26 protein-coding genes and 1 tRNA gene are annotated in these 26,912 nt (G+C 62.0%); 13 read left to right on the top strand and 14 right to left on the bottom strand.

From position 1 onward, the window contains the following. Nucleotide 1: 1 nt before the first annotated feature. A complete protein-coding gene (locus ACODTZ_RS07350) occupies nt 2–2,452 on the top strand; it encodes a GcvT family protein (protein WP_489024923.1) in 2,451 nt (816 codons plus the stop codon). 17 nt (nt 2,453–2,469) lie between these two features. On the opposite strand, the gene ACODTZ_RS07345 is transcribed toward ACODTZ_RS07350, so the two are convergent. Both ACODTZ_RS07345 and uxaC read right to left on the bottom strand, forming a co-directional pair. Continuing rightward, nucleotides 2,470–3,924, bottom strand: coding sequence for a mannitol dehydrogenase family protein (locus tag ACODTZ_RS07345; protein WP_489024921.1), 1,455 nt, complete (start codon nt 3,922–3,924; stop codon nt 2,470–2,472). Next, entirely contained in the window at nt 3,921–5,336 is a 1,416-nt protein-coding gene (gene uxaC, locus ACODTZ_RS07340) for a glucuronate isomerase (protein WP_489024920.1), read from the bottom strand. Before uxaC ends, ACODTZ_RS07345 begins: the two co-directional genes overlap by 4 nt. A 193-nt stretch (nt 5,337–5,529) precedes the next feature. On the opposite strand from uxaC, the gene ACODTZ_RS07335 reads away from it, so the two are divergent. From ACODTZ_RS07335 to ACODTZ_RS07320, 4 genes are all read left to right on the top strand, one after another. Continuing rightward, nucleotides 5,530–5,739, top strand: coding sequence for a SlyX family protein (locus tag ACODTZ_RS07335; RefSeq protein ID WP_018899136.1), 210 nt, complete (start codon nt 5,530–5,532; stop codon nt 5,737–5,739). Nucleotides 5,740–5,867: 128 nt separating this feature from the next. Further along, complete coding sequence (locus ACODTZ_RS07330; RefSeq protein ID WP_489024917.1) at nt 5,868–6,314, top strand: PACE efflux transporter; 447 nt, start codon at nt 5,868–5,870, stop codon at nt 6,312–6,314. 94 nt (nt 6,315–6,408) lie between these two features. Next, nucleotides 6,409–7,035 carry a ribonuclease D gene (locus ACODTZ_RS07325; RefSeq protein ID WP_489024915.1) on the top strand — a complete coding sequence of 209 codons (627 nt, stop codon included), beginning with the start codon at nt 6,409–6,411 and terminating at the stop codon, nt 7,033–7,035. A gap of 229 nt (nt 7,036–7,264) precedes the next feature. Beyond that, a complete protein-coding gene (locus ACODTZ_RS07320) occupies nt 7,265–8,881 on the top strand; it encodes a hypothetical protein (protein ID WP_489024913.1) in 1,617 nt (538 codons plus the stop codon). Nucleotides 8,882–8,976: 95 nt separating this feature from the next. On the opposite strand, the gene rpsA is transcribed toward ACODTZ_RS07320, so the two are convergent. The 3 genes from rpsA to ACODTZ_RS07305 all read right to left on the bottom strand — a co-directional run bounded on the left by rpsA (nt 8,977) and on the right by ACODTZ_RS07305 (nt 12,218). After that, nucleotides 8,977–10,677, bottom strand: coding sequence for a 30S ribosomal protein S1 (gene rpsA / locus ACODTZ_RS07315; RefSeq protein WP_018899132.1), 1,701 nt, complete (start codon nt 10,675–10,677; stop codon nt 8,977–8,979). A gap of 168 nt (nt 10,678–10,845) precedes the next feature. Beyond that, on the bottom strand, nt 10,846–11,496 hold the full coding sequence (cmk, locus tag ACODTZ_RS07310) for a (d)CMP kinase (protein ID WP_489024911.1): 651 nt from the start codon (nt 11,494–11,496) through the stop codon (nt 10,846–10,848). 68 nt (nt 11,497–11,564) lie between these two features. Beyond that, complete coding sequence (locus ACODTZ_RS07305; protein WP_489024909.1) at nt 11,565–12,218, bottom strand: FMN-binding negative transcriptional regulator; 654 nt, start codon at nt 12,216–12,218, stop codon at nt 11,565–11,567. Between the two features lie 258 nt (nt 12,219–12,476). Here ACODTZ_RS07305 and ACODTZ_RS07300 point away from each other — a divergent pair, with 258 nt between their 5' ends. Together ACODTZ_RS07300 and ACODTZ_RS07295 are read left to right on the top strand one after the other, a co-directional pair. Next, nucleotides 12,477–12,869, top strand: a complete 393-nt coding sequence (locus ACODTZ_RS07300; RefSeq protein WP_018899129.1) for a TIGR02300 family protein — start codon at nt 12,477–12,479, stop codon at nt 12,867–12,869. 153 nt (nt 12,870–13,022) lie between these two features. Then, a tRNA-Ala gene (locus tag ACODTZ_RS07295) sits at nt 13,023–13,098 on the top strand. A 266-nt stretch (nt 13,099–13,364) separates the two neighbouring features. On the opposite strand, the gene ACODTZ_RS07290 is transcribed toward ACODTZ_RS07295, so the two are convergent. Further along, on the bottom strand, nt 13,365–14,141 hold the full coding sequence (locus ACODTZ_RS07290) for a DUF3800 domain-containing protein (RefSeq protein ID WP_489024907.1): 777 nt from the start codon (nt 14,139–14,141) through the stop codon (nt 13,365–13,367). A 192-nt stretch (nt 14,142–14,333) separates the two neighbouring features. Here ACODTZ_RS07290 and ACODTZ_RS07285 point away from each other — a divergent pair, with 192 nt between their 5' ends. Further along, nucleotides 14,334–15,053 carry a YoaK family protein gene (locus tag ACODTZ_RS07285; RefSeq protein WP_489024906.1) on the top strand — a complete coding sequence of 240 codons (720 nt, stop codon included), beginning with the start codon at nt 14,334–14,336 and terminating at the stop codon, nt 15,051–15,053. Between the two features lie 71 nt (nt 15,054–15,124). After that, a complete protein-coding gene (locus ACODTZ_RS07280; RefSeq protein ID WP_489024905.1) occupies nt 15,125–15,910 on the top strand; it encodes a YdcF family protein in 786 nt (261 codons plus the stop codon). A gap of 16 nt (nt 15,911–15,926) precedes the next feature. On the opposite strand, the gene ACODTZ_RS07275 is transcribed toward ACODTZ_RS07280, so the two are convergent. Then, entirely contained in the window at nt 15,927–16,409 is a 483-nt protein-coding gene (locus ACODTZ_RS07275; RefSeq protein WP_489024904.1) for a hypothetical protein, read from the bottom strand. Between the two features lie 114 nt (nt 16,410–16,523). On the opposite strand from ACODTZ_RS07275, the gene ACODTZ_RS07270 reads away from it, so the two are divergent. Then, nucleotides 16,524–17,159 carry a trimeric intracellular cation channel family protein gene (locus ACODTZ_RS07270; protein WP_018899125.1) on the top strand — a complete coding sequence of 212 codons (636 nt, stop codon included), beginning with the start codon at nt 16,524–16,526 and terminating at the stop codon, nt 17,157–17,159. Between the two features lie 24 nt (nt 17,160–17,183). On the opposite strand, the gene irrA is transcribed toward ACODTZ_RS07270, so the two are convergent. Beyond that, nucleotides 17,184–17,603 (bottom strand): iron response transcriptional regulator IrrA, encoded by a 420-nt coding sequence (irrA, locus tag ACODTZ_RS07265; RefSeq protein WP_026283115.1) that lies wholly within the window; start codon nt 17,601–17,603, stop codon nt 17,184–17,186. A 302-nt stretch (nt 17,604–17,905) separates the two neighbouring features. Between irrA and fabA the strand changes: the two genes are divergently transcribed. From fabA to fabI, 3 genes are read left to right on the top strand one after another with little or no spacing between them, the layout of a single operon-like run. Further along, nucleotides 17,906–18,421, top strand: a complete 516-nt coding sequence (fabA, locus tag ACODTZ_RS07260) for a 3-hydroxyacyl-[acyl-carrier-protein] dehydratase FabA (protein ID WP_018899123.1) — start codon at nt 17,906–17,908, stop codon at nt 18,419–18,421. Nucleotides 18,422–18,480: 59 nt separating this feature from the next. Further along, a complete protein-coding gene (gene fabB / locus ACODTZ_RS07255) occupies nt 18,481–19,704 on the top strand; it encodes a beta-ketoacyl-ACP synthase I (protein ID WP_047506561.1) in 1,224 nt (407 codons plus the stop codon). A gap of 4 nt (nt 19,705–19,708) precedes the next feature. Further along, a complete protein-coding gene (gene fabI / locus ACODTZ_RS07250) occupies nt 19,709–20,515 on the top strand; it encodes an enoyl-ACP reductase FabI (protein WP_018899121.1) in 807 nt (268 codons plus the stop codon). 149 nt (nt 20,516–20,664) lie between these two features. Here fabI and ACODTZ_RS07245 read toward each other — a convergent pair whose 3' ends face one another. From ACODTZ_RS07245 to rbfA, 6 genes are all read right to left on the bottom strand, one after another. Next, nucleotides 20,665–21,453, bottom strand: a complete 789-nt coding sequence (locus tag ACODTZ_RS07245; RefSeq protein ID WP_489024900.1) for a GNAT family N-acetyltransferase — start codon at nt 21,451–21,453, stop codon at nt 20,665–20,667. 43 nt (nt 21,454–21,496) lie between these two features. Next, nucleotides 21,497–22,513 (bottom strand): class I SAM-dependent methyltransferase, encoded by a 1,017-nt coding sequence (locus ACODTZ_RS07240; protein ID WP_489024898.1) that lies wholly within the window; start codon nt 22,511–22,513, stop codon nt 21,497–21,499. A 75-nt stretch (nt 22,514–22,588) separates the two neighbouring features. Next, entirely contained in the window at nt 22,589–24,727 is a 2,139-nt protein-coding gene (pnp, locus tag ACODTZ_RS07235) for a polyribonucleotide nucleotidyltransferase (protein WP_489024896.1), read from the bottom strand. A gap of 328 nt (nt 24,728–25,055) precedes the next feature. Then, a complete protein-coding gene (rpsO, locus tag ACODTZ_RS07230; RefSeq protein ID WP_026283114.1) occupies nt 25,056–25,325 on the bottom strand; it encodes a 30S ribosomal protein S15 in 270 nt (89 codons plus the stop codon). Between the two features lie 167 nt (nt 25,326–25,492). Beyond that, nucleotides 25,493–26,425, bottom strand: coding sequence for a tRNA pseudouridine(55) synthase TruB (truB, locus tag ACODTZ_RS07225; protein WP_489024894.1), 933 nt, complete (start codon nt 26,423–26,425; stop codon nt 25,493–25,495). Between the two features lie 12 nt (nt 26,426–26,437). Beyond that, complete coding sequence (gene rbfA, locus ACODTZ_RS07220) at nt 26,438–26,845, bottom strand: 30S ribosome-binding factor RbfA (protein WP_018899114.1); 408 nt, start codon at nt 26,843–26,845, stop codon at nt 26,438–26,440. Nucleotides 26,846–26,912: the final 67 nt, after the last annotated feature.

Below are 26,912 nucleotides of genomic sequence, written 5' to 3'. Positions count from 1 at the left end.
CATGACGAAGGAATTGCCCAGGACCGCCAAGGTTGTCGTCATCGGCGGCGGCATAATCGGCTGCTCGACGGCCTATCATCTCGGCAAGCTCGGCTTGACCGATACCGTGCTCCTGGAGCGCAAGAAGCTGACCTCGGGCACGACTTTCCATGCCGCCGGCCTCGTCGGCCAGCTCAGGACCAGCGCCAACATCACCCAGCTGCTCGGCTATTCCGTCGATCTCTACAAGCGGCTGGAGGCCGAGACCGGGCTCGGCACCGGCTGGAAAATGAATGGCGGCCTGCGGCTTGCCTGCAACGAGGAACGCTGGACGGAGGTGAAGCGACAGGCGACCACCGCGCAATCTTTCGGGCTCGACATGCAGCTTCTGACGCCGCAGGAAGCCTTCGACCTCTGGCCGCTGATGACAACAGACGACCTGATCGGCGCCGCTTATCTCCCGACCGACGGCCAGGCCAATCCATCCGACATCACGCAGGCGCTCGCCAAGGGCGCGCGCATGGCCGGCGTCTCGATCTTCGAGGATACCGAGGTGATCGATCTCGAGATCGACAAGGGACGCATCCGCGCCGTCATCACCGCGCAGGGCCGTATCGAATGCGAGCGCGTCGTCGTCTGCGCCGGGCAATGGACGCGGAATTTCGCGGCGCGCTTCGGCGTCAACGTGCCGCTGGTCTCGGTCGAGCACCAGTATATCATCACCGAATCCTTCGGCGTCCCCTCCAACCTGCCGACGCTGCGCGATCCCGACCGGCTGACCTATTACAAGGAAGAGGTGGGCGGCATCGTGATGGGCGGCTATGAGCCGAACCCGATCCCCTGGGCGACGTCGGGCATTCCTGACGGTTTCCACTACACGCTGCTCGACAGCAATTTCGACCATTTCGAGCAAATCATGGAGCAGGCGCTCGGCCGTGTGCCCGCACTCGAAAATGTCGGCGTCAAGCAGCTGCTGAACGGGCCGGAGAGCTTTACGCCTGACGGCAACTTCATTCTCGGCGAAGCGCCGGAACTCAAGAACTTCTTCGTCGGCGCCGGCTTCAATGCCTTCGGCATAGCATCGGCCGGCGGCGCGGGGATGGCGCTGGCGGAATGGGTCTCCAAGGGCGAGCCGCCCTACGATCTCTGGCCTGTCGATATACGCCGCTTCGGCCGCCCGCATTTCGACACCGACTGGGTGCGCACCCGCACGCTGGAGGCCTATGGCAAGCACTACACGCTGGCCTTCCCCTTCGAGGAATATTCCAGCGGCCGCCCCTGCCGCAAATCGCCGCTCTACGACCGGCTGAAGGCGCAGGGCGCATGCTTCGGCGAGAAGCTCGGCTGGGAGAGGCCAAACTGGTTCGCCGATCTCTTCGCCAACGAGGAGCCGAAGGACGTTTACAGCTACGAGAGGCAGAACTGGTTCGAGGCGGTGGGCCGCGAGCACAAGGCGGTGCGCGAGGCAGCGGTGATCTTCGACCAGACCTCGTTCGCCAAGTTCACGCTGAAGGGCCGCGACGCGGAAAAAGCACTCTCCTGGATATCAGCCAACGATGTGGCCAAGCCGGTGGGCTCGCTCGTCTACACGCAGATGCTGAACGACAAGGGCGGCATCGAGTGCGATCTCACCTGTGCCCGCATCGCCGAGGACGAGTATTACATCGTCACCGGCACCGGTTTCGCGACCCATGACTTCGACTGGATAGCACGCAATATTCCTGACGATATGCATGCCGAACTGGTCGATGTGACCTCGGCTTACTCCGTGCTGGCGCTGATGGGGCCGAATGCGCGTGCGGTGCTGGAGAAAGTCACAGGCAGCGACGTCTCCAACGCCGCCTTCCCCTTCGGCCGCGTCAAGACGATCGGCGTCGCCGGCTGCCCGGTGCGCGCGCTGCGCATCACCTATGTCGGCGAGCTTGGCTACGAGCTGCATGTGCCGATCGAATACGCCACGACCGTCTACGACGCGCTGATGGCGGCCGGCGCTCCGCTGCATCTCGTCAATGCCGGCTATCGCGCGATCGAAAGCTGCCGGCTGGAAAAGGGCTATCGCGCCTGGGGCTCGGATATCGGGCCCGATCATACGCCGATCGAAGCCGGGCTCGGCTGGGCGGTGAAGACGAAGAAGACCACCCCGTTTCGCGGCCGCGAGGCGATCGAGCGTCAGCTGGCCTCGGGCGTCAAGAAGATGCTCGCCTGCTTCGTTCCCGATGACCCCGACGTGGTGCTGCTCGGCCGCGAGACGATCTACCGCGACGGGAAGCGCGTCGGCTGGCTCTCCTCAGGCGGCTTCGGCTACACGGTGGGCAAGCCGATCGGATACGGTTATGTGCGCAATCCCGAGGGTGTGAGCGAGGAATTCGTGCTGTCGGGCAGCTATGAGCTCGATGTCGCGCGTGTGCGGGTGCCGTGCAAGGTGTCGCTGACCCCGCTTTATGATCCTGAGATGGCACGGGTGAAGGCTTAGGCCCCCACCCGCTCCGATCAAAACAGCGGCAGCTTGTTGTCCTGGATCAGGATGTCGAGCTTGTTGGCCACATCCTCGGTCCAGGCGAGGTTTTCCGTCAGCGCGGCCGGGAAGAGGCCGGGCAGCGTGAATAGCGCGGCGGCGACGGCGCCGCCGTTGCGGGGGATGTCCGCCAGCAATGCGGCGATCTCGGAGGCTCGGGGATCGCGCAGTTCGTAGGCCTTGCCGTTGCGATCGATGCCCAGCGCGTAACGCATCCAGGCGGCGACGGCGATGGCGTAGGTTTCGGCCTTGCTGCCATCGGCCAATGCTTCCGCCGCCGGCTCCAGCAGGCGCTGCGGCAGCTTCTGGGTGCCGTCCATGGCGATCTGGTAGGTGCGGTGGGCGATCGCCTTGTTTGCAAAGCGGGCCATCAATTCGTCGGCATAGGCTTCCAGATCGATGCCGGGAACCGGATCGAGCGTGGCGGCAGCGGCGTTCATGTGGCGGTGGGCAAGGGCTGCGAGGCCGGTGTCATCCATCACGTCGCGGATGAATTCATAGCCGCCGATATAACCGAGATAGGCGAGCAGCGAATGCGCGCCGTTCAGCATGCGCAGCTTCATCTTCTCATAGGCCGAGACATCCTCGACCATCAACGCGCCAGCCTTTTCCCATTGCGGGCGGCCATTGGCGAAGCTGTCCTCGATGACCCATTGCGTGAAGGGTTCGGTTTCGATCGCGACAAGATCGACGCGGCCGATGAGCGTTTCGGCATCGCGATAGGTGGCGTCGGTGCTGGCGGGCGTGATCCGGTCGACCATGGTCGAGGGGAACGGAACGTTGCTTTCGATCCAGGCCTTGAGCTCGGGATCGACACGGCCGGCGAAATCAAGCACGAGGCGCTTCAGCACAGCGCCGTTGCTCGGAAGGTTGTCGCAGCTGAGAGGGGTGAACGGTGCTGCGCCCTTGGCGCGGCGGCGGGCGAGGCCCTCGACGAGATAGCCGATGACGCCGCGGGGCGTATGGCGGTTTGCAAGGTCGGCGGCGATATCCGCATGCTTGAGATCGAGACCGCCGGTGGCGGCATCGAAGCCATAGGCCTTTTCCGTCACCGTCAGGCTGACGATGCGGATGGCGGGGTCTTCGAGCCGTGCCAGCAGTTCGTCCGGATCGCGGGTCGCGACATGGGCTTTCAGGATCGGGCCCATGACATGCGCGACCGTGCCTTCCGTGTCGCGCACCAGCATGGTGTAGAGGCCGTTCTGCTCGTTCAGATGATCGGCGACATCGGCGGTGCGCAGGCTTGCCACCTCGATCCCCCAATCGCCGCCACCAAGCGCCAGCGCTGCATCCGTATAGGGCGCGAAATGGGCGCGGAAGAAAGCGCCGGGGCCGAGATGCAGGATGCCCGGCTTCAGCACATCCCGGTTGAAGGCGGGAAGCTTGGCCGTATGTGCGAGGCCGGTGAGGCGCGTCAGTCGTTCGGTCACAGCTTGTAGGCCTTCTTGGCGTTGCCGTAGGAGAGATCGGCGGCGGCGATTGCCGCATCCTGGCGCGAGATCCGGTGCTCGGCCGCCAGCGTCGCCAGGAAGCCGCAGACCTCACGGCGCCAGACGTCGTGGCGGGCGGGGATGGAGAGCAGCGCGCGGGTGTCGTCGTTGAAGCCGGCCATGTTGGCGAAGCCGGCCGTCTCGACCACCTGGTCGAGATAGCGGCGGATGCCGGCCGGGCTGTCATGGAACCACCAGGGCGGGCCGATCATCAGGCAGGGCCAGTGGCCGGCCATCGGCGCCAGTTCGCGGGCGTAGGTGGTTTCATCCAGCGTGAAGAGCAGGACGCGCAGGCCCGGCGCATGGCCGTATTTCGCGAGAAGTGCCGAGAGCCCGCCGACCCAATCGGTGGGCGTCGGGATATCGGCGCCCATGTTCGGCCCGCGCGTCTGGAAGAGTTCGCGGTCGGTATTGCGGCGCGAGCCGGCGTGGATCTGCATGACCATGCCGTCTTCCGCCGAAAGCCCGGCCATTTCGGTCAGCATCTGGCCACGGAAGAGTTCGGCCTCGCCTTCTTCGAGCGTGCCCTTGTGCGCCCGGTCGAGCAGCCGCTGCTTGTCGGAATGCGGCAGATCGGCGGTGAAGGCGGTGGGGACGCCGTGGTCGGTCGCGGTGGCGCCGAACTGGCGGAAATAGGCGCGGCGCTTGCGGTGCGCTTCGATCAGGCCATCCCAGCTTGCGACGTCGCAACCGGTGAGCTCGCCGAGCTTCGCGAGATTTTCGCGGAAGCCGACGGCATCGGGGTCGGTGACGCTATCGGGGCGATAGGTGGTGCGGACACGGCCGATCCAGCCGTCCTCGGCCATCTTCTGGTGGTGCGGCAGCTGGTCGAGCGCGCCCTCGGTGGTGGCGATCGTCTCGATGCCGAAGCGCTTGTGGAGCGCGCGGGGACGGAATTCCGGCAGCGCCAGTTGCGCGTTGATGTGATCGTAGAGCGCGTCGGCATTGCCTGATGTCAGCGGCTCCTCGCAGCCGAGCACGGCCGACATGGCGTGATCGACCCAGAGGCTGGACGGCGTGCCACGGAAGAGATGATAGTGCGCGGCGAAGGTGCGCCAGATGTCGCGGCCGGACGAAACGGGCTTGCCGTCGAGGCGGGGAACGCCGAGGTCGTCGAGCTTGACGCCGACGCTGTGCAGCATGCGGAAGAGATAGTGATCGGGAATGACGAGCAGCGAGGCGGCGTCCTCGAAGGGCTTGTCGTCGGCGAACCAGGAGGGTTCCGTGTGCCCGTGCGGGCTGACGATCGGGAGCCCGCTGACGCTCTCGTAAAGCTCGCGCGCTATGCTGCGCGTTGCCGGATCGGCCGGAAAGAGCCGGTCCGGATGCAAAAATCCATTGCCGATATCCATCTTTATTCCTCCCTGGTGCCTATCGGCCTAGCGCACAAAAAAAGATGCGGCAAGGGCTTTTAGTAACCAAACGGTTCACTTTGTGAATCGGCGACGGCACCTCTCGAAACGATTGACCTTGCGGCCTATTTCCGCTTTGGAGAGCGCAATCACATAACCGGTTCATCTGGCCGGTCGTGGCAAGGAGAGCCCGATGTCTGATCAGACCGATCGTATCACCCAACTCGAGGAAACCATCGCCCATCAGGCCAAGACGATCGAGGAACTGTCCGACCAGCTGACGGAGCAGTGGAAGGTGGTCGAGCAGACGCGCGCCAAGCTGGACCGGCTGACCGAGCGCTTCCTTTCGCTCGAGGAACAAGCGCTGGAAGCGCCGGCGATCACAAGGCCGCCACACTACTGATCCTCACAGCCTTTCCTCACAGCCTTGCGCTTCGATGTCCCAATCCTTATATAAGCGCTTGTGAGGACGACCTCCGCCGTATGGGCTTAAACTCGGGACGACCCGGCATATTCCCATAGGGACATTTCATGAGATCCGTCTCCGACCGTATCCGCCACGCCATCAGCTTTGAACTCATTGGCCTTGCCATCATCACGCCGCTCGGCGCGTTTGCCTTCGGCATGCCGATCGCCGATATCGGCGTCGTCGGCGTTGCCAGCGCCACGGTGGCGACGGCGTGGAATTATCTCTATAATCTCGGCTTCGACCATGTGATGCAGCGGCTGACCGGCGGCACGAAGAAGAGCCTTGGCGTTCGTATCCTGCACGCCGTGCTGTTCGAGGGTGGTCTGCTTGTGGCGCTCTTGCCGCTGATTGCCTGGTATCTTGGCGTCAGCCTGCTGCAGGCCTTCATGATGGACGTGTCCTTCGCGCTTTTCTATCTGGTCTACGCCTTCGTGTTCAACCTCGCCTACGACCGCATCTTCCCGCTGCCGGACTGGCAGGCGAAGGCGCCCGACGCCGTGCGCGGCTGACGGGCTCCACGTCACGCCAAATGGCGTGGTTTGCGATCGCGGATTTCGGGTCTATATAGCGCCAGAACATTATTACTCAGCGAAAGACGACAGCATGGCCGCGACGATCCGTTACCACGAAGGCGACATTTCCGCCGCCGATGCAGCTCGCTATACCGGCGCGATCGCGATCGATACCGAGACGCTCGGCCTCGTACCGCGCCGCGACCGGCTCTGCGTCGTCCAGCTATCGCCGGGCGACGGTTCGGCCGACGTGATCCGCATCGCGGCCGGCCAGACGAAGGCGCCGAACCTCGTGGCGCTTCTATCGGACCCGACGCACGAGAAGATCTTCCATTACGGTCGCTTCGATATCGCCGTGCTCTTCAATGCTTTCGGCGTGACGACGACGCCGGTGTTCTGCACCAAGATCGCCTCGCGCCTCTGCCGCACCTATACGGACCGGCACGGGCTGAAGGACAACCTGAAGGAGATGCTGGAGGTCGATATCTCCAAGACCCAGCAATCCTCCGACTGGGGCGCGGAGACGCTGTCGCAGGCGCAGCTCGAATATGCGGCGTCTGATGTGCTCTATCTGCATGCGCTGCGCGACAAGCTCACCCACCGCCTCATTCGCGACGGGCGGTTCGAGCATGCGACTGCCTGCTTCGCTTTCCTCCCCACCCGCGCCAAGCTCGATCTGCTCGGCTGGGACGAGACGGATATTTTCGCGCATAGCTGAGATTGCTTGCCGGCTTCTCACCACGCAAGGCCTAAGTGTCCCGCCACGCACCGAAAGATTAGTGCTTCGTTAACAGTGAATCACTAGGATGCTCATTAACTTCTGAGCATTCCGTGGCGCGATGCAGCGTCCTCCAGGCACGCGAAACCGCCGGAGAATGCAAACAGCCCGATGAACGCGGCTCTCCTGTAACCTGCTTCAGCGCATTTTACGAAAGAGGAAGCATGCCATGTTGTCTCCGGTTCGTGCAGCGTCAAGCTCAAGCTTTCCCTCGCAGGGCTCCACCTCGGCGCTGAGCGCCAGCGACATCGTGCGCAGCGTCACCGCGGTTGCGCCGGTCAACCAGGTCGAGAGCCCGGACCTGACATCCGGCGCCACCGCCAAGCTCAACATCCTGCTGCTTGCCGTTCGCGCCCGCATGGTCGAGGCGCTGCTCAATGTGCTGACCGCCACCGGAGAGGCGCTTTCGCAGCCGCGCGACGATAACGAGCCGGACCTCGTCTTCGCGGCGCGGCTGGCGGACGCGATCCAGAAACTGCCGCCCGCCAAGATCGAAGTGATCGAGCGCCAGCTGGCGGCCCAGGGCCACGCCATCCCGCTGCGGCTGCTTGCCCAAGCGCTGCAGAACCCGGCCGGCCCCGCCGCGACGCGCATCGCCGCCTATCTCGAAACCATCGGCACGAGGGATCGCGATCTCGCGACACGCGCCGTTCTCAAATCCTACAGCCAGAACGACGGTTCGCCTGTCCGCCCGGAACAGCGTCCGGAGATCAGCCTGCATCGCGATACGGTCACATCCACGCCGCGCGCCACGACTGCGGCGACCGAGAGCGCTGGAGCCAGGAATGTGCCGACGTCGGCGGCGGCAGCTGGGACCACGGGCCACGAAAGCGACGTGACCGCGCAGGCCGCCGTGACCGACGAGGCACCCACGGCACCCGTCGGCGAACGCGCGGAGCCGAAGGCTGCGATGACCGCCGCAAGCGCCACGCTTTCGACCGACGAAGCGGCGGAAGCGCCTGTGGCAGCGGAAGCATCCGCTCTGCCGGCCGAAGCGGAAGCAACCGAGGTCGCGGCTGAGCCGACAAGCACCCGCGACACCAAGGCCGATCCGATCATCCCCAAGAGCTGGGTCGGCATTCCGGCTTCGCTGTCGAAGGACGAGACCGACATGATCGTGGTCATCATCCGCGATCAGGCGACCGAGACGCTGCTCGAGGCAACGGACGTCGAGCCGGCGGTCGATATCGACGTCCTGCTCGACGACACGCTGATCGCCGACATACCCGATAATCTGAAGCGCCCCGCCGAGCAGATGCTGATGGCGAACGGGCTGGCGAAGCCGATGACGGCGCAGGCAGCCCCCTCGCCGCTGGAGGCCGTGGCAGCACAAGCGGCCGCGCGGCAGCCGACACAGGCGGATACCGACACGCCATCGGCCACGCGGCAGATGATCGACGCCACCTACGCGCCGGTTCTGATGAAGGTCATCGAAGGCGTGCCCTATGCGCCGCAGCCCTATGACTTCGCCAAGGACGAGACCGACGATGCCGGTTCGCGCGAGATGAACCGCGAGGACCACAACGGCAATATCGACCAAGGCGACGAGAACGAAGACGGCGAAGACCAGGATCGTGCTGACGAGGCGGAGACGCCTGAGGAACACGCCCTTGACGCTGATGACAGCGATGACGCATTCATGGCCGCGCAGCAATCCGCAATCGCCGCACCCATGCTCGACGAGATGGGTGAGCCTATCCTGATGCTGCCGGGTCCCGGCCTGCCGATGGCGCCGGCGAGCGATGAGGCCTATGCGCGCTACCGGCGGATGGTCGGCTGGGAATAGACCAGCTTTCGACCTGCTCCCAAGAGACCGAAAACAAAGAACCCGCCGGATCGCTCCGGCGGGTTCTCTTATTCTTCAAGCCTGACGGCTGGCGATTATTCGCCGCGGTTCTTCAGAGCCGCGCCGAGGATGTCGCCGAGCGAAGCGCCAGAGTCGGACGAACCGAACTGTGCAACGGCTTCCTTCTCTTCAGCGATTTCCAGAGCCTTGATCGAAAGCATGACCTTGCGGTCCTTCTTCGAGAAGTTGGTGACGCGAGCGTCAACCGTCTGGCCAACCGAGAAGCGCTCCGGACGCTGGTCGTCGCGATCGCGAGCGAGGTCAGCGCGGCGGATGAACGAGGTGATGTCTTCGTGGTCTACGAGCTTCACTTCGATGCCACCGTCGTTGACGGCGATGACTTCAGCGGAAACAACAGCGTTCTTGCGCAGGTCGCCGGAAGCGGCAGCTTCGCCGACCGAGTCCTTGCCGAGCTGCTTGATGCCGAGCGAGATGCGCTCCTTTTCGACGTCTACATCGAGAACGACAGCCTTAACGACATCGCCCTTGTTGTATTCTTCGATGACCTGTTCGCCCGGACGGTTCCAGTCGAGGTCAGAGAGGTGCACCATGCCGTCAACATCGCCGTCGAGGCCGATGAACAGGCCGAATTCGGTCTTGTTCTTGACTTCGCCTTCGACTTCAGTGCCGGCCGGATGGTTGCGAGCGAATGCCGCCCACGGATTTTCCAGGGTCTGCTTGAGGCCGAGCGAAATACGACGCTTGGACGGATCGACTTCGAGAACGACGACTTCGACTTCCTGGCTCGTGGACAGGATCTTGCCGGGGTGTACGTTCTTCTTGGTCCAGGACATTTCCGAGATGTGGATCAGGCCTTCGATGCCCGGCTCCAGCTCGACGAACGCACCGTAGTCGGTGATGTTCGTGACGGTACCGGAAATCTTCTTGCCTTCCGGATACTTGGCCTGGATGCCATCCCACGGATCCGACTCGAGCTGCTTCATGCCGAGCGAGATGCGGTGGGTTTCCTGGTTGATGCGGATGATCTGAACCTTGACCTGCTGGCCAATGGACAGGATTTCCGACGGATGGTTCACACGGCGCCATGCCATGTCGGTGACGTGCAGCAGGCCGTCGATGCCGCCGAGGTCAACGAACGCACCGTAATCGGTGATGTTCTTGACGACGCCGTCAACAACCTGGCCTTCTTCGAGGTTCTGAACGATTTCAGAACGCTGCTCGGCACGGGATTCTTCCAGAACCGTACGACGCGATACGACGATGTTGCCGCGACGCTTGTCCATCTTGAGGATTTCGAAGGGCTGCGGGTTGTGCATCAGCGGGGTAACGTCGCGGATCGGACGGATGTCGACCTGCGAACGCGGCAGGAAGGCAATCGCGCCGTCGAGGTCAACCGTGAAGCCGCCCTTGACCTGGTTGAAGATAACGCCTTCAACGCGCTCACCAGCTTCGAACTTGGCTTCGAGCTTGACCCAGCTCTCTTCGCGGCGAGCCTTTTCGCGCGACAGAACAGCTTCGCCGAGAGCGTTTTCGATGCGCTCAACGTAAACTTCGACTTCGTCGCCGACCTTGAGCGTGCCGTCCTTGGCCTTGGCGCCGAATTCCTTGAGCAGAATGCGACCTTCGACCTTGAGGCCAACGTCGACAACGGCGGAGTCCTTCTCGATTGCCGTTACGATACCCTTGGTTACATAGCCTTCAGCCAGATCGTTCTTGGCAAAGGATTCTTCCAGAAGGGCCGCGAAATCTTCGCGAGAGGGAGTAGCTACTGACATGAAATCTCCTGCGTGTCCGGATTTCTGGACACGTATGCGCCGGTTGGTTCGTGTTGAATGAGCCTGATCCCCGTCCGCCCTCTCATCGAAGGCAATCCGGCGCTTGGACGGAATTTCAGGCTGTCGTTCAAGGCGGTCAGGGCAAAGCCTGGCGGAACGCCTCAAATCCTAGTTTTGGTTCAAGGCGGCATCGATGACCGATTTCGCGGCTTGAAACGCGGCTTCTATACTCATTTCCGACGTATCAAGCAAGTGCGCGTCTTCGGCTGGTTTCAAAGGGCTGTCGGCCCGTCCCATGTCGCGTTCGTCGCGTCGCTTGACGTCTTCGAAAATCGCCGCGAAATCGGCGGCGATCCCCTTGGCCTTGATCTCGTCGAAACGGCGCCTTGCGCGCACTTCGGCCGATGCCGTCACATAAAGCTTCACCGGTGCTTGCGGGCAGACCACCGTTCCGATGTCGCGCCCATCAAGCACCGTGCCCGGCGTACGCTGCGAAAACCTGCGCTGCGCCTCGACCAGCGCTCTGCGCACCGACGGCATCACCGCGATCTTCGAGGCGGCTTCGCCGATCTCGTGCTTCGACAGGATATCGCGATCGAGGCCGGCGAGTTCAACCTCGCGGGCCATTTTTTCCGCCGTAAGCTCGTCATCCAGCGGCAAGCCGGCATCGATCAGCGCCTTGGCGGTGGCGCGGTAGGTCAGGCCGGTGTCGAGATGGTGGAAGCCAAAGGTCTCGGCGATGCGGCGCGACAGCGTGCCCTTGCCGGCGGCGGCCGGTCCATCGATGGCGATGACAAAATGGTCTGAACTGGTCGGCATGCTCGTCTTTCTATCCCGCCCGATATTCTAAGGGCATTGCTGTCGGCCGATATCGATCGGCCGGTGTCTCAATTCTCTTTGCCGGCGTCAGCGAGGTCGCCATAGCGGCGCACGAGATCCGTCATCTCGCCCTGCCCCGCCGTTTCGCCGAGCCCCGCCGCGACACCTTCGCGGTCGGCGCTCGGCCGGTTCTGGCTGACTTTCCACTTGCCCTCGATGGCGGTGATCTCGATCTCGACGCCGACGATGCCCTTCATCTGCGCCTTCACATAGGCATCCGGCGCATCGCTGACGGCCCATGGCTGTTCACGCGGCGTCTCGTGTTGCGTGGTCAGCGCGGTGATCTGCGCCAAGAGCCAATCGGCGTCGTCGATGACGCGGGCGGTGCCGCGGACCTGCACGACAGCGTAGTTCCAGGTCGGCACCACCTTGCCGGTCTCGCGCTTGGTTTCGTACCAGGAGGGCGTGACATAGCTGTCGGCCCCCTGGAAGACGACAAGCAGCTCGGCGCCATCTTGGAGATCGCGCCACTGCGGATTGGCCCTAGCCAGATGCAGCCGAAGCGTACCCTTTTCGGACGCCGCCGCATCGAGATGAAAGGGCACGGAATTGGCCATCAGGCCGGAGGCGCCGGTCGTGATCAAAAGGCCGAGCGGATGCGCCCTGATCAGCGCCTGCTGGATGCCAAGATCGTCTTCCCTGAAATGCGGTGGCTGATACATGTCGCCCATCCGTCTTGCAGCCGGAACCTGCCGGCGTCACGTTGCCCATCGAGTATTCGCGGCTCACTAGCACAAAGCGTCGGCCCGGTCATCCGGCGCGGCGCATGGCGCTTGCGGTGGCGGCACATGAAGTTAGGCTTTGACATGGCGGCCCGCAACGATTATGGGGACCGGCTTATAAATTCCGAACAGAACGCCGGTTTCAACGGCATTTGCCGAACTCAGGTTCGGCCATTCTCACGATCACGAGGCTCAACAGTGGCGAAAGCTGAACTTGGAACCAAGCGTACCGATCCGGAAACCGGCAAGAAATTCTACGACCTGAACCGGAACCCGATCGTTTCTCCTTACACGGGCAAGACCTACCCGCTCTCCTTCTTCGTCGAAAGCTCGGCTGCAGCCGCTGCTGAAGCCGCGCAGGAAGAGGAAGAAGTGGCAGAAGTCGATACCGAAAGCACGGAAGTCGAACTGGTCTCGCTCGAGGACGCAGACGGCGATGCATCCGGCGACGATATCCCTGACATGGGCGACGATGACGTCGAAATCGAAGGCGATGACGACGACGATACCTTCCTGGAAGCTGACGAAGACGACGACGATGACGACATGAGCGACATCATCGGCGTGACCGGCGACGAAGAAGACGTCTGATTTCGAACAAGGATCGGCCCGGGCGAGAAAAATTCACCGGGCCGTTTTTTTAGGCTTGCCATCTGCGAAAACCGCACGTATTAAGCCGCCACTTCCCGAGGACAAGCGCTTCGCGAAGCATCCCAGGCCCGGCACAAACCGGTCCACCCTGATGGGGCTATAGCTCAGCTGGGAGAGCGCTTGCATGGCATGCAAGAGGTCAGCGGTTCGATCCCGCTTAGCTCCACCAATTTTTTCCAATCAGTTTGTCGACTAGAATTACCGGTCCGATCCCGTGGCATGTAAGCTGCGGTTAAAGCTCCCGATCATCGAAGGACTGAAGGCTACGCAATAAAGAGAATCCAATAGACGAGTCTTTACATACACTTAGCGCAATTTCCGCCAACCCATTGAATCGACTTGACTTTTTCTAAAATCCTTGTATGTTGTAGCTAAATGGATTGGGGTTCGTTCCTGGTCGGCGTCGTGGCCTCGGTTTACCGGGGCCTTTCGCTTTTAAGGGAATACCTTCAAGCCTGATGAGAAACTCTTGTCGGCAGGGCCCTTCCAAAGTTTCTCCCGAATAACATCAAAAGCTCTGTTGGGCTGATTGCCTTTCAATATGCGTAGGCCGATTGGGCGGGCGATGAGATCGGCGATCTGTAAACCGGTGGAATTTGCCTGCTTCGAGGCAAATACGATGTCAAAACATGGCATCTTCGATTCCTCGCGTCCGCCTTGCAGGTAATGATCTCCCGCTACGATTCGGCGGAACTCAAGTTCCAATGCCGCGTCTTCCTTGCCTTGCCCAGCCTTCTCCTTAGGACTACGCGACTCGCAAACGATATGGCACTGCTGTTCGTGATCTCCGTTGTGCTTGATGAAAGCGTGTGTCTTTTCCATGCAAAACAGGAGGCCGAGTTGGTAAGGGTTGTCCGGACGGGCGTATTTTCGTTTCAAGTTTTCCTTCCGGATAACCGACGCAATGACCGTCATCGGCATTTGCTCGATGATCTGCGTCAAGTCCTCCATGAAGCGCGCTCTTAGCCTGTCATACTGCAGGAAATGAAATGGGCCGCGCTTTTTGACGATGTCAGACTCATGCATGACGACAGTATCGTGGCCGAACCATCTGAACTTGAATTCCTGCATCGCAGGTACGGCGATGCGGACGTAGTCGGTCTTCTTGAATATGCAGAACGCAAGCGAGAATATGGGATAATTCTCATCAATCGACGTCATGCTGTGATCGCCGCTTTCGTCGACGTATACTATGTATTCGCCAAACTCCAATTCAGCACCTTCGAATCAACGTGAGTGTCTTCTCTACTACTGCACCGATCTGAATAGCAGTCTACACAACCTACCATAATTGCCTTCCCCGCCCTCTCGGGCGTATGCTCTGCGGACAGTTTTCAAACAGCCCTTTTTACGCCGCGAGGCTCACGGTCTCCGGCACCATTTCAGCGCCCCCGGACCCCACCCATGACACGACAAAGACGCAGGCGGATCATTCACACCAGGCGCACCGCGACCGGATTGGTGCTCGCGGGCTCGATCTCGTTCTTGGCGGGGATGACGGATGCGACGGGACTGGTTTTGAGCGGTGATTTCGTGTCGTTCATGACCGGGAATACGACGCGCGCGGCACTTTCGCTTGGAGCAGGCAACTTCGGACATGCGGCGGTGCTGATCGCGGCGATCACCGTCTTCGTGCTCAGCAATGCCACCGGGATCGTGCTTGCGCATTTCGCCGAGCGACGGGTTTTCGTGGTGCTCGGCTGCGTCGGGTTGATGCTGGCGGGCGCCTCGCTGATGAGCGAGCCCGGCCTTGCGCTCCCCCGCTTCTACCTGATCGTCGCCTCCATGGGGATGGTGAATGCCGCGGTGGAGCATATCGAGGGGCTGCCGATCGGGCTCACCTATGTGACCGGGGCGTTGTCGCGTTTCGGGCGCGGCATCGGCCGCTTTCTGATCGGCGACCGGCGGCTCGACTGGACGATCCAGATCGTTCCCTGGCTCGGCATGCTGCTCGGCGCCATAGCCGGCGCGCTGCTGACGCAGGTTGCGGGTGCGTCGGCGCTGTGGGTGGTCGCCGGCTTCGCGATGTTGATCGCGCTGGCTGCGCTTCTCATCCCGAAGCCGCTGCAGCGGCGGTTCAACCAGTCGGCTACCACGCGCGCGTCGGTTCAGCGCGCGAAGTGATCGTCGCATCATCGTCAGCGCGAATCAGCTAGACGTCGTTCCAGAACCGATGCAGGAACGGAGGCCCCCGCGTGTTTGTCTTCTCGAAACTCGTCTGGATTTTCGGCCAGCCCCTGTCGCTGGCTTTCCTGCTGGTCCTCGTCGCGTTGATCGCGGGGCTGATCCGCTTTCGCATCATCAGCCTGCTCGCGACCGCCTGCGCCACGCTGGTGCTCTTCCTCACGCTCTATACGACATCAGGCAACTATCTGCTGCAAGGGCTGGAGGATCGCTTCGCCAAGCCGCAGGATCCGGCTGAGCTCACATGCATGATCGTGCTTGGCGGCGGCTTCGAGAATGAGGTCAATACATCGCGCCACGGGATCGAGATGAATGCCGGCGGCGACCGGTTCATCGAGACGCTAAGGCTGGCGCAGAAATATCCGCAGTCGCGCATTCTCGTCTCGGGCGGCGATGGGTCGATGTCTGGTATCTATGAAGGCGACGCGGCCATGGCGGAGCGGTTCTTCCCGCTGTTCGGCGTGGCGAAGGAGCGGCTGGTCCAGGAGACAACCTCGCGGACCACCTTTGAAAACGCCGTCAACACCAAGGACCTGCTGGCGGGCCAGGGGCTTTCCAACTGCCTGCTGATCACCTCCGGCTATCACATGCCGCGCTCGGTCGGGATCTTTCGCAAGCTCGGCATCGACGTGACGCCGTGGCCGACGGACTACCGGACAGACGGCCACGAGCGCCTGGGGCTCGACTTCACCCAGCCGAGCCGGAACGCGCAGAACATGGCAACGGCGATCCGCGAATGGTTCGGCCTTGTCGGATATTACTTCGCCGGGCGCACCTCGGAGCTTTATCCGCGCTGAGCCCGGCTGCTTCCGGCTACTTCTTGGAGATCGTGACGAACTTGGTGCCGCGCACGCGGGTTGTGATGACGCAGGGATCGGTCTTCGGATCGCCGTCGGGCCGGTCACAGAAGCGCGGGTGCATCTTCATTGCTAGCACCTTGTTGCCGAAGCGCTGCACGAAATCATAGCCATAGGTCTTGGCGGTGGCGATCATGAAGTAGCCGCCCTCGGCGACCTGCAGATAGAAATTGTAGACGCAGCCGTCCTCGTCGCACTGCGGGCCCTTGGTGCCGTCGCAGGTCATTTCGCCCTCGTTGACGACGACGTCGACCAGCCCGTCATTGTTGATGTCCTGATGGGTGACGAAACCGTCGGAGAACTCGACCTCGGTGCATTGCTGCTTGAAATGATCCTTCTCGTAAATCTCAGGATCGGGAAGCAGCGACTGCTGGGCGTAGGCCGCGGAGGATACGGTCAGGGCCGCAACGAGGTTCAAGGCGATCAGCAGCGTTTTCACAGGTTCTCTTTTCGTCGGATAAGGACGCCATTGGTTCGTGAGTTTGGCTGATCCGCCTTGCGCCGCCCTTGCGGCCATGATTATTCGAGGGAAAGATCGCCATTGGAGCACGCGATGTCGCCATTCGTCTATCTCGACTATGCCGGCGTTGCCCTGTTTGCGGCAACGGGCGCGCTTGCCGCCTCGCGCAAGCAGCTCGATCTCATCGGCTTCCTGTTCTTCGCGGTCATCACCGGCATCGGCGGCGGCACGGTGCGCGACATCGTCCTGGGTCGCGTGCCGGTCTTCTGGGTTCTGAACCCCACCTATATCCTGGTCTGCTGTGCCGCCGGCGTCTTGGTGTTCTTCACCGCGCATATGGTGGAATCGCGCTACCGGCTGCTGATCTGGCTCGATGCGGTCGGGCTTTCGGCCTATTGCGCCATGGGTGCGGCCAAGGGGCTGGCCGCCACCGGCTCGCCGACCATCGCGATCGTCACCGGCACGCTGACGGCGACCTTCGGCGGCGTGTTGCGCGATCTTGTCGCCAACGAGCCCTCGGTGCTGCTGAGGCCGGAAATCTACATCAGCGCGGCACTGGTCGGCGCGGCGATCTTCACCGGTGCCAATGAGTTCGGGCTACCGCTCTATGCGGCATCAGCCGCGGGCGTGCTTGCGGCATTCGCGGTGCGCGGCGGGGCGCTCTACTACGGCTGGACGTTTCCGACCTACAAGGCAAAGCCCGGGCGACATCCCGACGATGTAATGTAAAAATCGATCTGGATCAGGTGCTGATCAGCTGCGCTTGGGGCGCAGGCGGATCACCACGTCGACATGGGCGATTTCCATGCCCTCCGGCGGCTCCGGCAGATTGTCGATGGTGAGGTTGCTGACAGGAATATCGAGCACGTCATTGTCGCCTTCCACGAAGAAGTGGTGGTGATCGGAGACATTGGTGTCGAAATAGGTCTTGGCGCTTTCGACCGCGAGAACGCGGATCATGCCGGCCTCGGTAAACTGGTGCAGCGTGTTGTAGACGGTGGCGAGCGATACCGGCACGCCGGCGACAACGGCCTCTTCGTGCAGTTCCTCGACGGTCAAATGCCGATCGCCCTTTGCAAAGAGCAGGTCGCCGAGCGCGACGCGTTGGCGCGTCGGCCTGAGGCCAGCGCCCCGCAACCTTGCTTCAATGGTAAGAGGGGCTTCAGCCGCCATCAATAAACTCCAGCTAATCTAGCGTCCCGCAATCAGGTTTCCCTTAGCCATATAACTTTTGCACGAATGGCTTTCAATAGTTTCAATGGGGACAACAGGTGTCAAAGCGCCGCGAAATCGGGCTTTTTGCGTAATTAGTGCTGGCCGGGGGCTTGGCCTTCCTGTATGCGACCACCAAATAAGGCGCGCAGCCGGTCCTTGGACGTGGGTGAAGCTCAGTCATGCTTATGCTTCATTTTCCGTCGAACTTGGATTAAACGTTCACATCCATCAGCTTAGTTGCGGGGGGAATTAGAGTTTTCATGGCGACGAAACAATCCAGCTTCAACTATGAGGAAATCCTGGCATGCGGCCGCGGTGAGCTTTTCGGCCCCGGCAACGCGCAGCTTCCTCTGCCGCCAATGCTCATGGTTCACCGCATCACCGACATCTCCGAAACCGGCGGCGCCTTCGACAAGGGCTATATCCGCGCCGAGTACGATGTGAAGCCAGACGATTGGTATTTCCCCTGCCACTTCCAGGGCAACCCGATCATGCCGGGCTGCCTCGGCCTCGACGGCATGTGGCAGCTGACCGGCTTCTTCCTCGGCTGGCTCGGCGAGCCTGGCCGCGGCATGGCGCTGTCTACGGGTGAAGTGAAGTTCAAGGGCATGATCCGCCCGACCACGAAGCTCCTCGAATACGGCATCGACTTCAAGCGCGTCATGCGCGGCCGCCTGGTGCTCGGCACCGCCGACGGCTGGCTGAAGGCCGATGGCGAAACCATTTACCAGGCCTCCGACCTGCGCGTCGGCCTGTCCAAGGACAAAGACGCCTGATTGCACCGGGCATCCATGCCCGGTTTTCCAAGTTAGAAAAAACGAAAAGGTCGAAACACATGAGACGGGTAGTTGTCACGGGTCTGGGCGTCGTTTCCTCGATCGGCAATGACGCCGCCGAGGTCACCGCTTCGCTGCGCGATGCCAAGTCCGGCATTTCCTTTTCCAACGATTTCGCCGAGCACGGCTTCAAGTGCCAGGTCTGGGGTCGCCCTTCGCTCGATCCGACGGATCTGGTCGATCGTCGCGCCATGCGCTTCCTGTCGCAGGGCGGCGCCTGGAACCACGTCGCGATGAAGCAGGCGCTCGCCGATTCCGGTCTTGAGGAAAAGGACTACAGCGAAAACGAGCGCACCGGCATCATCATGGGCTCGGGTGGTCCTTCGACCCGCACGCTGATCGAAGCCGCCGAGATCACCCTCAAGAACAACAGCCCGAAGCGTATAGGCCCATTCGCCGTGCCGAAGGCAATGTCTTCGACGGCATCGGCCACGCTCGCGACCTGGTTCAAGATCCACGGCGTCAACTACTCGATCTCGTCCGCCTGCTCGACATCGGCGCATTGCATCGGCAATGCCGCTGAGATGATCCAGTGGGGCAAGCAGGACATCATGTTCGCCGGCGGCCACGAGGATCTCGACTGGACGATGTCGAACCTGTTCGACGCCATGGGCGCCATGTCCTCGAAGTACAACGACACGCCAGAGACCGCATCGCGCGCCTATGACGCGACCCGCGACGGCTTCGTCATTGCCGGCGGCGCCGGCGTTCTGGTTCTCGAAGAGCTGGAACACGCCAAGGCCCGCGGCGCCAAGATCTACGCCGAAATCGTCGGCTATGGCGCCACTTCCGACGGCTACGACATGGTCGCTCCGTCGGGCGAAGGCGCGATCCGCTGCATGCGCCAGGCGCTCTCGACGGTGAAGGGCGATGTCGACTACGTCAACACGCACGGCACCTCGACGCCTGTTGGCGACAGCAAGGAAATCGGCGCGATCCGCGAAGTGTTCGGCAACAAGATCCCGCACATCCAGTCGACAAAGTCGCTGACCGGCCACTCGCTGGGCGCTGCCGGCGTGCAGGAATCGATCTATTCGCTGTTGATGATGCAGGCCGGTTTCATCGGCGAAAGCGCTCATATCACCGAGCTTGACCCTGAGTTCGACGGCGTGCCGATCGTGCGCAAGCGCATCGACGACGCCAAGATCGACATCGCGCTTTCCAACTCCTTCGGCTTCGGCGGCACCAACGCCACGCTCGTCTTCCAGCGCTACAACGGATAATAACATGACGGGAATCATGCAGGGTAAGCGCGGGCTTATCATGGGTGTCGCGAACAACCACTCCATCGCCTGGGGTATCTCCAAGGCGCTGGCGGCACAGGGCGCGGAACTTGCCTTCACCTACCAGGGCGATGCGCTGGGCAAGCGCGTCAAGCCGCTTGCCGCCGAAGTCGGCTCCGACTTCGTGCTGCCATGCGACGTCGAGGATATCGCGTCCGTCGACGCCACGGTCGACGCGATCAAGGAACGCTGGGGCACGCTCGATTTCGTCGTGCACGCCATCGGCTTTTCCGACAAGAACGAGCTCAAGGGCCTCTACGCCGACACCACGCGCGAGAATTTCAGCCGCACGATGGTGATCTCCTGTTTCTCGTTCACCGAAATCGCCAAGCGTCTGGCGCCTTTGATGAACGAAGGCGGCTCGATGCTGACGCTGACCTATAACGGCTCGACGCGCGTCATCCCGAACTATAACGTCATGGGTGTCGCCAAGGCGGCTCTTGAGGCCTCTGTACGCTATCTGGCGGCTGATTACGGCCCGCGCGGCATTCGCGTCAACGCGATCTCCGCCGGCCCGATCCGCACGCTCGCCGGCGCCGGCATTTCGGACGCCCGCGCCATCCTGTCGTGGAACCAGCAGAACTCGCCGCTGCGCAAGACCGTGACGATCGATCACGTCGGCAACTCGGCGCTCTACCTGCTCTCCGACATGGCGGCAGGCGTCACCGGCGAAATCCACTTCGTCGACGCCGGCTTCAACATCACCTCGATGCCGGCACTCGATACGCTGCGCAAGGCCGACGCCGAGTAAGCGGCAGCCAGCCAGAACCGAATGCAGGGCCATGCGCATTATATTGCGCATGGCCTTTTTCGTTTCTACCGCTCCCGTATATCTTCGGACGACCGGGGAGCAATGGATGCCGCTCACTTCCCGGCCTCGGGCCGGTAACGCGTTTACGGCTAAGCGGTCGGCAAGCGCAGGTGGTGTGTAAGCGTCATGAAGCGCTGCATGCCAAGCTTCTCGGCAACGCGAATCGAGGCGCCGTTGTCGGCGCTGACTTGATAGCGCGAGAGCATGTTTCTCTTGGCAAGTTCGGCCAGGGCCGTGCGGACGACTTTACCCGCGAAACCTCGACCCCGCGAATTCTCGGCGGTATAGACGCCGCCAATCTCCCAGACCGCCGCATAGTTCCGGAAGACGAAGCACAGCGATTGCGGCTCGTCCTCGGGACCGAGGATGCAGACGAAAGCCTCATCGGCATCGAGCAGGGCTTGCAGCCAGTTGCAGGCGTGCCCTTGCTTCTCAAGCGCGTCGAGAACGGCGTTTCCAGGTGCGACGGTGACAGCCACGTCGATATCGCGCCCGACGCTGCCCTGCCCGGTGTAGGATAGATAGCAGGCTTTCTGCTCTGTTGCGTAGCGCGTTGAAATGAGCCGTCGGTCGGCATCATTGGCCACCTTGAACACGACGCCGATATTCTCTGGCACGTGCTCGAGAAGCCGTTCTGTAAGGGCGGGAGCGTCGCTTGAGATGAAAGCGACCCAATCCGCCTCGGGATAGACGTCCCGATCATAGGGGCTGGCGGAGACATTGAGGAGCACGAGAGATCCCGATCCCGTGCGATCCGAGACGCGATGCGCAATGGTATCTTCGGGGAAGAGCGAAAGCTGCTTCAGCAGAACGATATTGCGCAGAAGCTGCCGCTCAAGGTGAACGACAGTGTCATGATGACGCTCTGAAACAGGCAAGGTGACCTCGGACGCGAGTGTGCGGACCGAGGTACCCTAGGCCTTATTTCTTCGCCCACAAGACCTTGAAGCGAGCGTTGCGGCAAGTTTCGCCGCTTTCGCGGAAGCTAGTCGCTAGCACCGGCTCGTAGGGCAGGCCACGGTTGGCGACCAGCAGGAGGCGGCCGCCGGAGCGGAGCGAAGCCGCCGCGGTCTTGATCATTGCCTGGCCGAGCGCCGGCTCGGCGGCATGGCTTTCGTGGAAGGGCGGGTTCATGATGATGAGGTCGTACTTGTCCTTGACCGGCTCGCCCGCCAGATCGTGCCAGAAGAAGCGTGCCGGCACATTCGGGCAGTTCTCCTCGATGTTGGCCTTGGCGGCCTCCAGCGCGGCGTAATTCGCCTCGTAGAGGTCGAGGCGGCTCACACCCGGGGAGCGTTCCGCCATCTCGACGGAGAGGTAGCCCCAGCCGGCGCCGAAATCGGCGACATCGCCGGTGAAATCGGTGGGCAGGCGCGAGGCGAGCAGCTCCGAGCCGTCGTCGATGCGGTCGTGGGAGAACATGCCCGCGGCGGCCTCGAAGCGGCCGTCGACGCGCACAGCCGGCTTGGCGAACTTGGCGATGATTTCGGACGGATCGGCCGGCGCACCGAACCAGAAGGCGACGCCGTGATACTTAGGCATATGCTCGAGCGACAGGCCGAAGGCTTCCATGCGCTTGCGCAGCGGCTGGATGCCGTCTTCCTTGCCGCCGGCGATGACGACGAGACCGCCCATCTTCACGCGCGTGAGTGCTTCGGCGATATTCGCCTCGTTCTCGCCCTTGTGCTTGTTGCAGAGAACCAGAACGGCATCATAATCCTCGCCTTCGACCTCAGGCGCGGTTTCGATGCGCTGGGCGAGCAGCTGCCGGTACAGCGGCCGGAAGCCCTGTACGGCGCTCAGCGCGGCGGCAAAGCCCTGCGGCAGGGCGAAGCCTGCCTCGGCGCCGAGGAAGAGCACGCGCTCGCCCTCGCCGGGCGCCTCGACGGTGCCGCTTACAAAGGGGTGGAACAGTGTCTTCAGCGTCTCGCTGCTCATCGTTTTATCTCGATCCTGAATAGAAAAAGGGCGCGAGAAGATTCCCGCGCCCATGAAGTCTAGGGAAGGCGCAGCTTACTCGGCTGCTTCTTCCTTCTTCTTGTCGGCAGGGATTTCCTGGCCGGTTGCCTGGTCGACAACCTTCATCGACAGGCGGACCTTGCCGCGCTCGTCGAAGCCGAGGAGCTTGACCCAAACCTTCTGGCCTTCCTTGACGACGTCTTGGGTCTTGGCAACACGCTCGGAAGCAAGCTGCGAGATGTGGACGAGGCCGTCGCGGGCGCCGAAGAAGTTGACGAAGGCGCCGAAGTCGGCGGTCTTCACAACAGTACCTTCGTAGATCACGCCGATTTCAGGCTCGGCAACGATCGAGTGGATCCACTTGCGGGCCGCTTCGATTTCCTTGCCCGAGGAAGAGGCGATCTTCACGGTGCCGTCGTCTTCGATGTTGATCTTCGCGCCGGTCTTTTCGACGATTTCGCGGATGACCTTGCCGCCGGAGCCGATGACTTCACGGATCTTGTCGACCGGGATGTTCATGACTTCGATGCGCGGAGCGAATTCGCCGAGCTGCGAACGGCCTTCGGAGATCGCCTTCGACATTTCGCCGAGGATGTGCGTGCGACCGCCCTGTGCCTGGCCGAGAGCGACCTTCATGATCTCTTCGGTGATACCGGCGATCTTGATGTCCATCTGCAGCGAGGTGATGCCGTCGGCAGTACCTGCAACCTTGAAGTCCATGTCGCCGAGGTGGTCTTCGTCGCCGAGGATGTCGGAGAGAACGGCGAAGCGGTCACCTTCGAGGATCAGGCCCATGGCGATACCGGCAACCGGCTTAGCCAAAGGAACACCGGCGTCCATCAGAGCGAGCGAGGTGCCGCAGACGGTTGCCATCGAGGACGAGCCGTTGGACTCGGTGATCTCAGAGACGACGCGCAGCGTGTAGGGGAACTGTTCAGCCGAGGGAAGCATCGGGCGGATAGCGCGCCAAGCGAGCTTGCCGTGACCGATTTCGCGACGGCCCGGAGAGCCCATGCGGCCGGTTTCGCCAACCGAGTAGGGAGGGAAGTTGTAATGGAGCAGGAAGCGCTCCTTGTACATGCCCGTCAGGCTATCGACGTACTGTTCGTCTTCGCCGGTGCCGAGCGTGGCAACGACGATCGCCTGCGTTTCACCGCGGGTGAAGAGAGCAGAACCGTGGGTGCGCGGCAGGAGGCCGACTTCCGATACGATCGGGCGAACGGTCTCGAGGTCGCGGCCGTCGATGCGGCTCTTGGTGTCGAGGATGTTCCAACGAACGATCTTGGCCTGCAGGTGCTTGAAGATCGCGCCGATGACTTCGGCGTTGTACTTCGGCTCTTCGCCCTCAGGGAAGAAGTGCGCCTTGACCTTCGCCTTGACGGCGTCGACGGCAGCGTAGCGTTCAGCCTTCTGCGTGTTCTTGTAGGCGGTGCGCAGCTCGGCTTCGAAGTGCTTCAGCATTTCGGCTTCGAGTTCGGAGAAGTCTTCCGGCTGGAAGTCGCGCGGCTCCTTGGCAGCCACTTCGGCGAGCTTGATGATCGCGTCGAGAACCGGCTGGAAACCCTTATGGCCGAACATGACGGCGCCGAGCATGACTTCTTCGTTCAGTTCCTTGGCTTCGGATTCAACCATCAGAACGGCGTCGTGCGTACCGGCGACAACGAGGTCGAGGATCGACTCGTCCATCTCGTCGAGATGCGGGTTCAGGACGTATTCGCCGTTGATGTAGCCGACGCGTGCGCCGCCGACCGGACCCATGAAGGGAACGCCAGAGAGCGTCAGAGCAGCCGAAGCGGCAACCATCGACAGAACGTCCGGGTTGTTTTCCAGATCGTGCTGGACGACCGTGACGACGACCTGCGTGTCGTTCTTGTAGCCTTCAGGGAAGAGCGGGCGGATCGGGCGGTCAATCAGGCGCGAAACCAGCGTTTCGTTTTCCGACGGACGGCCTTCGCGCTTGAAGTAGCCACCGGGGATCTTGCCGGCTGCGTAGGTCTTTTCCTGGTAGTTGACGGTCAGCGGAAAGAAGTCCTGGCCAGGCTTCGGCGCCTTGGCGGAAACGACGGTGGCGAGAACCACGGTTTCGCCGTAGGTCGCGAGAACGGCGCCGTCAGCCTGACGGGCGATCTTGCCGGTTTCGAGCTTCAGCGGGCGGCCTGCCCACTCGATTTCCACGGAATGAGTGTCGAACATATGTCTTGTCCTTCAATGCGGAGGCGCGCCATTGGCCCTGGGGCACGGCGCAGACGACCGCAATTGTTGATGACGCATCATGGGCAAGACAACGGGAGGCTTTGTGGTCTCGATTTCCTCGTCGAGAAAATCGGGCCAAGGTGTGCGCCTTGGCCGAAAGCATCCGGCAATCCTGCCCCATGACAGGTCAACGGTTGGTTTTGCGGATCCGGCCCATCCGGGTCCGCGGGCAGTCCCGCAAACGCCTAGGGCGTCCTGCGGTGGTCGGAGAAACGTTCCCCGGAAACAAATGCGGCGGGCGTCCATAAGGAGCGCCCGCCGAAAAGCCTTAGCGGCGGATACCCAGGCTGGTGATCAGCTTGGTGTAACGGCCTTCGTTCTTCTTCTTGAGGTAGTCAAGAAGCGAGCGGCGGCTCGAAACCATCGTCAGCAGGCCACGGCGGGAATGGTTATCCTTCTTGTGGCCCTTGAAGTGTTCCGTGAGGTTGTTGATGCGCTCGGTGAGGATCGCAACCTGAACTTCGGGCGAACCGGTGTCGCCTTCGAACGTTGCGTATTCCTTGATAAGTGCCGTCTTGCGCTCAGCAGTAATCGACATCGGATGTTCCTTTCGATGAGAGGAGATAAGGTCGCCAAAAGCCGGGATGTCGTCCAGCTTTGGCCGCGAATGCATTCAAGCAATGCCTGATGCTGGCGCTGCCTATAAACCATTCAGGCAGCAAAGGGAAGAGCCATGCCAGGGACGCCTCTTCCGCGTAAACGGCCTCAACCGAAGACGCGCTTCGGGCGGAATTCGCCCTGGCCGATTTCGCCGATGGCGATCAGCTTGCCGCGGGCCGTGGCATAGGCTTCGCTTTCTTCCACCGGCGCATCGCGGCCGCGCACCAGGATGGGGTTGCCCATCTTCAGGCGGTGGGCCTGGTCGTCGTTGACGATCAGATGCGGCAGTGAGGAGAGCGCCTCGCTGGTGTCGATCAGAAGCGCATCGAGTGCCGCCAGGCGTTCTTCGTCATCCTGAATGTCTTCCAGCGCAACGAGCTCGGCAAGCGGGATCATGGTCTCCTCGGCGAAGGGCGCCACGAAGCTGCGGCGCAGGCCGGAGATGTGGCCGAAGCAGCCGAGATCGCGGCCGAAATCGCGGGCGAGCGCGCGGACATAGGTGCCCTTGCCGCACTCGACTTCGAAATGCGCTGTATTCTCATTCTCGCATTCGAGCAGCGTCAGGCGATAGATTTCGACCTCACGCGAGGGGATCTCGACCGTCTCACCCTCGCGGGCGAGGTCATAGGCGCGCTCGCCTGATATCTTGATCGCGGAGAACTGCGGCGGGACCTGACTGATGACACCGGTGTAGTTCGGCAGCAGCGCCAGGATCTCGTCTTCGGTCGGACGCTTGTCGGAGCTCTCGATAACCTCGCCCTCGAGGTCGTCGGTCGAGCGTTGTTCGCCCCAGGTCACGGTGAATTCGTAGATCTTGCGGCCGTCCATGACGTAGGGAACGGTCTTGGTCGCATCGCCAAGCGCGATCGGCAGCATGCCCGAAGCCAGCGGATCGAGCGTACCGGCATGGCCGCATTTCTGCGCCTTGAACAGCCACTTGATCTTGGAGACGGCTTCGGTCGAGCCGAAGTCGACGGGCTTGTCAAGGATAAGCCAGCCCGAGATCGGGCGGCCTTTGGGCTTGCGTGGTTTGGACATAAGGCTCTTCTGTTACTTTTCGTCGGTATCGCCGTCTTCAAGGTCGCGCATGACCTCGGGCGAGCGCAGCAGCTCGTCGATCTTCTTGTAATTGTCGAAGCTCGTATCGTCGCGGAAGCGGATCTCGGGCATGAATTTCATCTGCCTGAGATGCGGGCCGAGACGGCCGCGGATGAATTTGGCGTGGCGGTTGAGCGCCGTAATGACCGTCTCATGATCCGACACGCCGAGCGGCGTGATGAAGGCGGTCGCGACCTTGAGGTCGGTCGACATGCGCACTTCGGACACGGAGATGACGGTCTTTTCCAGGAGGTCGTCGCGCACTTCGCCGCGCTGCAGGACCTGGGTGATCGCGGCGCGTACCTGCTCGCCGACGCGCAGCATGCGCTGCGACTGTGCTGTCGAGGTTTTTGTTGCCATTGTTCTTTGCCTCAAAAATCTGGGGCCTCAAAAGTCCGAGGCCTCAAAAGGTTCGGGCGCCGGCCTC

This window comes from Rhizobium sp. FG113 (assembly GCF_057809895.1).
This window is presented reverse-complemented; position numbering and strand designations above follow the sequence as displayed.

Excerpts from the sequence above, each read along its gene's own strand:
- ACODTZ_RS07330 (WP_489024917.1), top strand. The coding sequence starts at position 5,868 with ATGAGATCCGTCTCCGACCGTATCCGCCACGCCATCAGCTTTGAACTC.
- ACODTZ_RS07270 (WP_018899125.1), top strand. The coding sequence starts at position 16,524 with ATGTCGCCATTCGTCTATCTCGACTATGCCGGCGTTGCCCTGTTTGCG.
- uxaC (WP_489024920.1), bottom strand. The coding sequence starts at position 5,336 with ATGGATATCGGCAATGGATTTTTGCATCCGGACCGGCTCTTTCCGGCC.
- pnp (WP_489024896.1), bottom strand. The coding sequence starts at position 24,727 with ATGTTCGACACTCATTCCGTGGAAATCGAGTGGGCAGGCCGCCCGCTG.
- rpsO (WP_026283114.1), bottom strand. The coding sequence starts at position 25,325 with ATGTCGATTACTGCTGAGCGCAAGACGGCACTTATCAAGGAATACGCA.
- fabA (WP_018899123.1), top strand. The coding sequence starts at position 17,906 with ATGGCGACGAAACAATCCAGCTTCAACTATGAGGAAATCCTGGCATGC.
- ACODTZ_RS07335 (WP_018899136.1), top strand. The coding sequence starts at position 5,530 with ATGTCTGATCAGACCGATCGTATCACCCAACTCGAGGAAACCATCGCC.
- ACODTZ_RS07305 (WP_489024909.1), bottom strand. The coding sequence starts at position 12,218 with ATGTATCAGCCACCGCATTTCAGGGAAGACGATCTTGGCATCCAGCAG.
- ACODTZ_RS07350 (WP_489024923.1), top strand. The coding sequence starts at position 2 with ATGACGAAGGAATTGCCCAGGACCGCCAAGGTTGTCGTCATCGGCGGC.
- fabI (WP_018899121.1), top strand. The coding sequence starts at position 19,709 with ATGACGGGAATCATGCAGGGTAAGCGCGGGCTTATCATGGGTGTCGCG.
- cmk (WP_489024911.1), bottom strand. The coding sequence starts at position 11,496 with ATGCCGACCAGTTCAGACCATTTTGTCATCGCCATCGATGGACCGGCC.
- rbfA (WP_018899114.1), bottom strand. The coding sequence starts at position 26,845 with ATGGCAACAAAAACCTCGACAGCACAGTCGCAGCGCATGCTGCGCGTC.
- rpsA (WP_018899132.1), bottom strand. The coding sequence starts at position 10,677 with ATGTCAGTAGCTACTCCCTCTCGCGAAGATTTCGCGGCCCTTCTGGAA.
- ACODTZ_RS07320 (WP_489024913.1), top strand. The coding sequence starts at position 7,265 with ATGTTGTCTCCGGTTCGTGCAGCGTCAAGCTCAAGCTTTCCCTCGCAG.
- ACODTZ_RS07285 (WP_489024906.1), top strand. The coding sequence starts at position 14,334 with ATGACACGACAAAGACGCAGGCGGATCATTCACACCAGGCGCACCGCG.
- fabB (WP_047506561.1), top strand. The coding sequence starts at position 18,481 with ATGAGACGGGTAGTTGTCACGGGTCTGGGCGTCGTTTCCTCGATCGGC.
- truB (WP_489024894.1), bottom strand. The coding sequence starts at position 26,425 with ATGTCCAAACCACGCAAGCCCAAAGGCCGCCCGATCTCGGGCTGGCTT.
- irrA (WP_026283115.1), bottom strand. The coding sequence starts at position 17,603 with ATGGCGGCTGAAGCCCCTCTTACCATTGAAGCAAGGTTGCGGGGCGCT.
- ACODTZ_RS07240 (WP_489024898.1), bottom strand. The coding sequence starts at position 22,513 with ATGAGCAGCGAGACGCTGAAGACACTGTTCCACCCCTTTGTAAGCGGC.
- ACODTZ_RS07325 (WP_489024915.1), top strand. The coding sequence starts at position 6,409 with ATGGCCGCGACGATCCGTTACCACGAAGGCGACATTTCCGCCGCCGAT.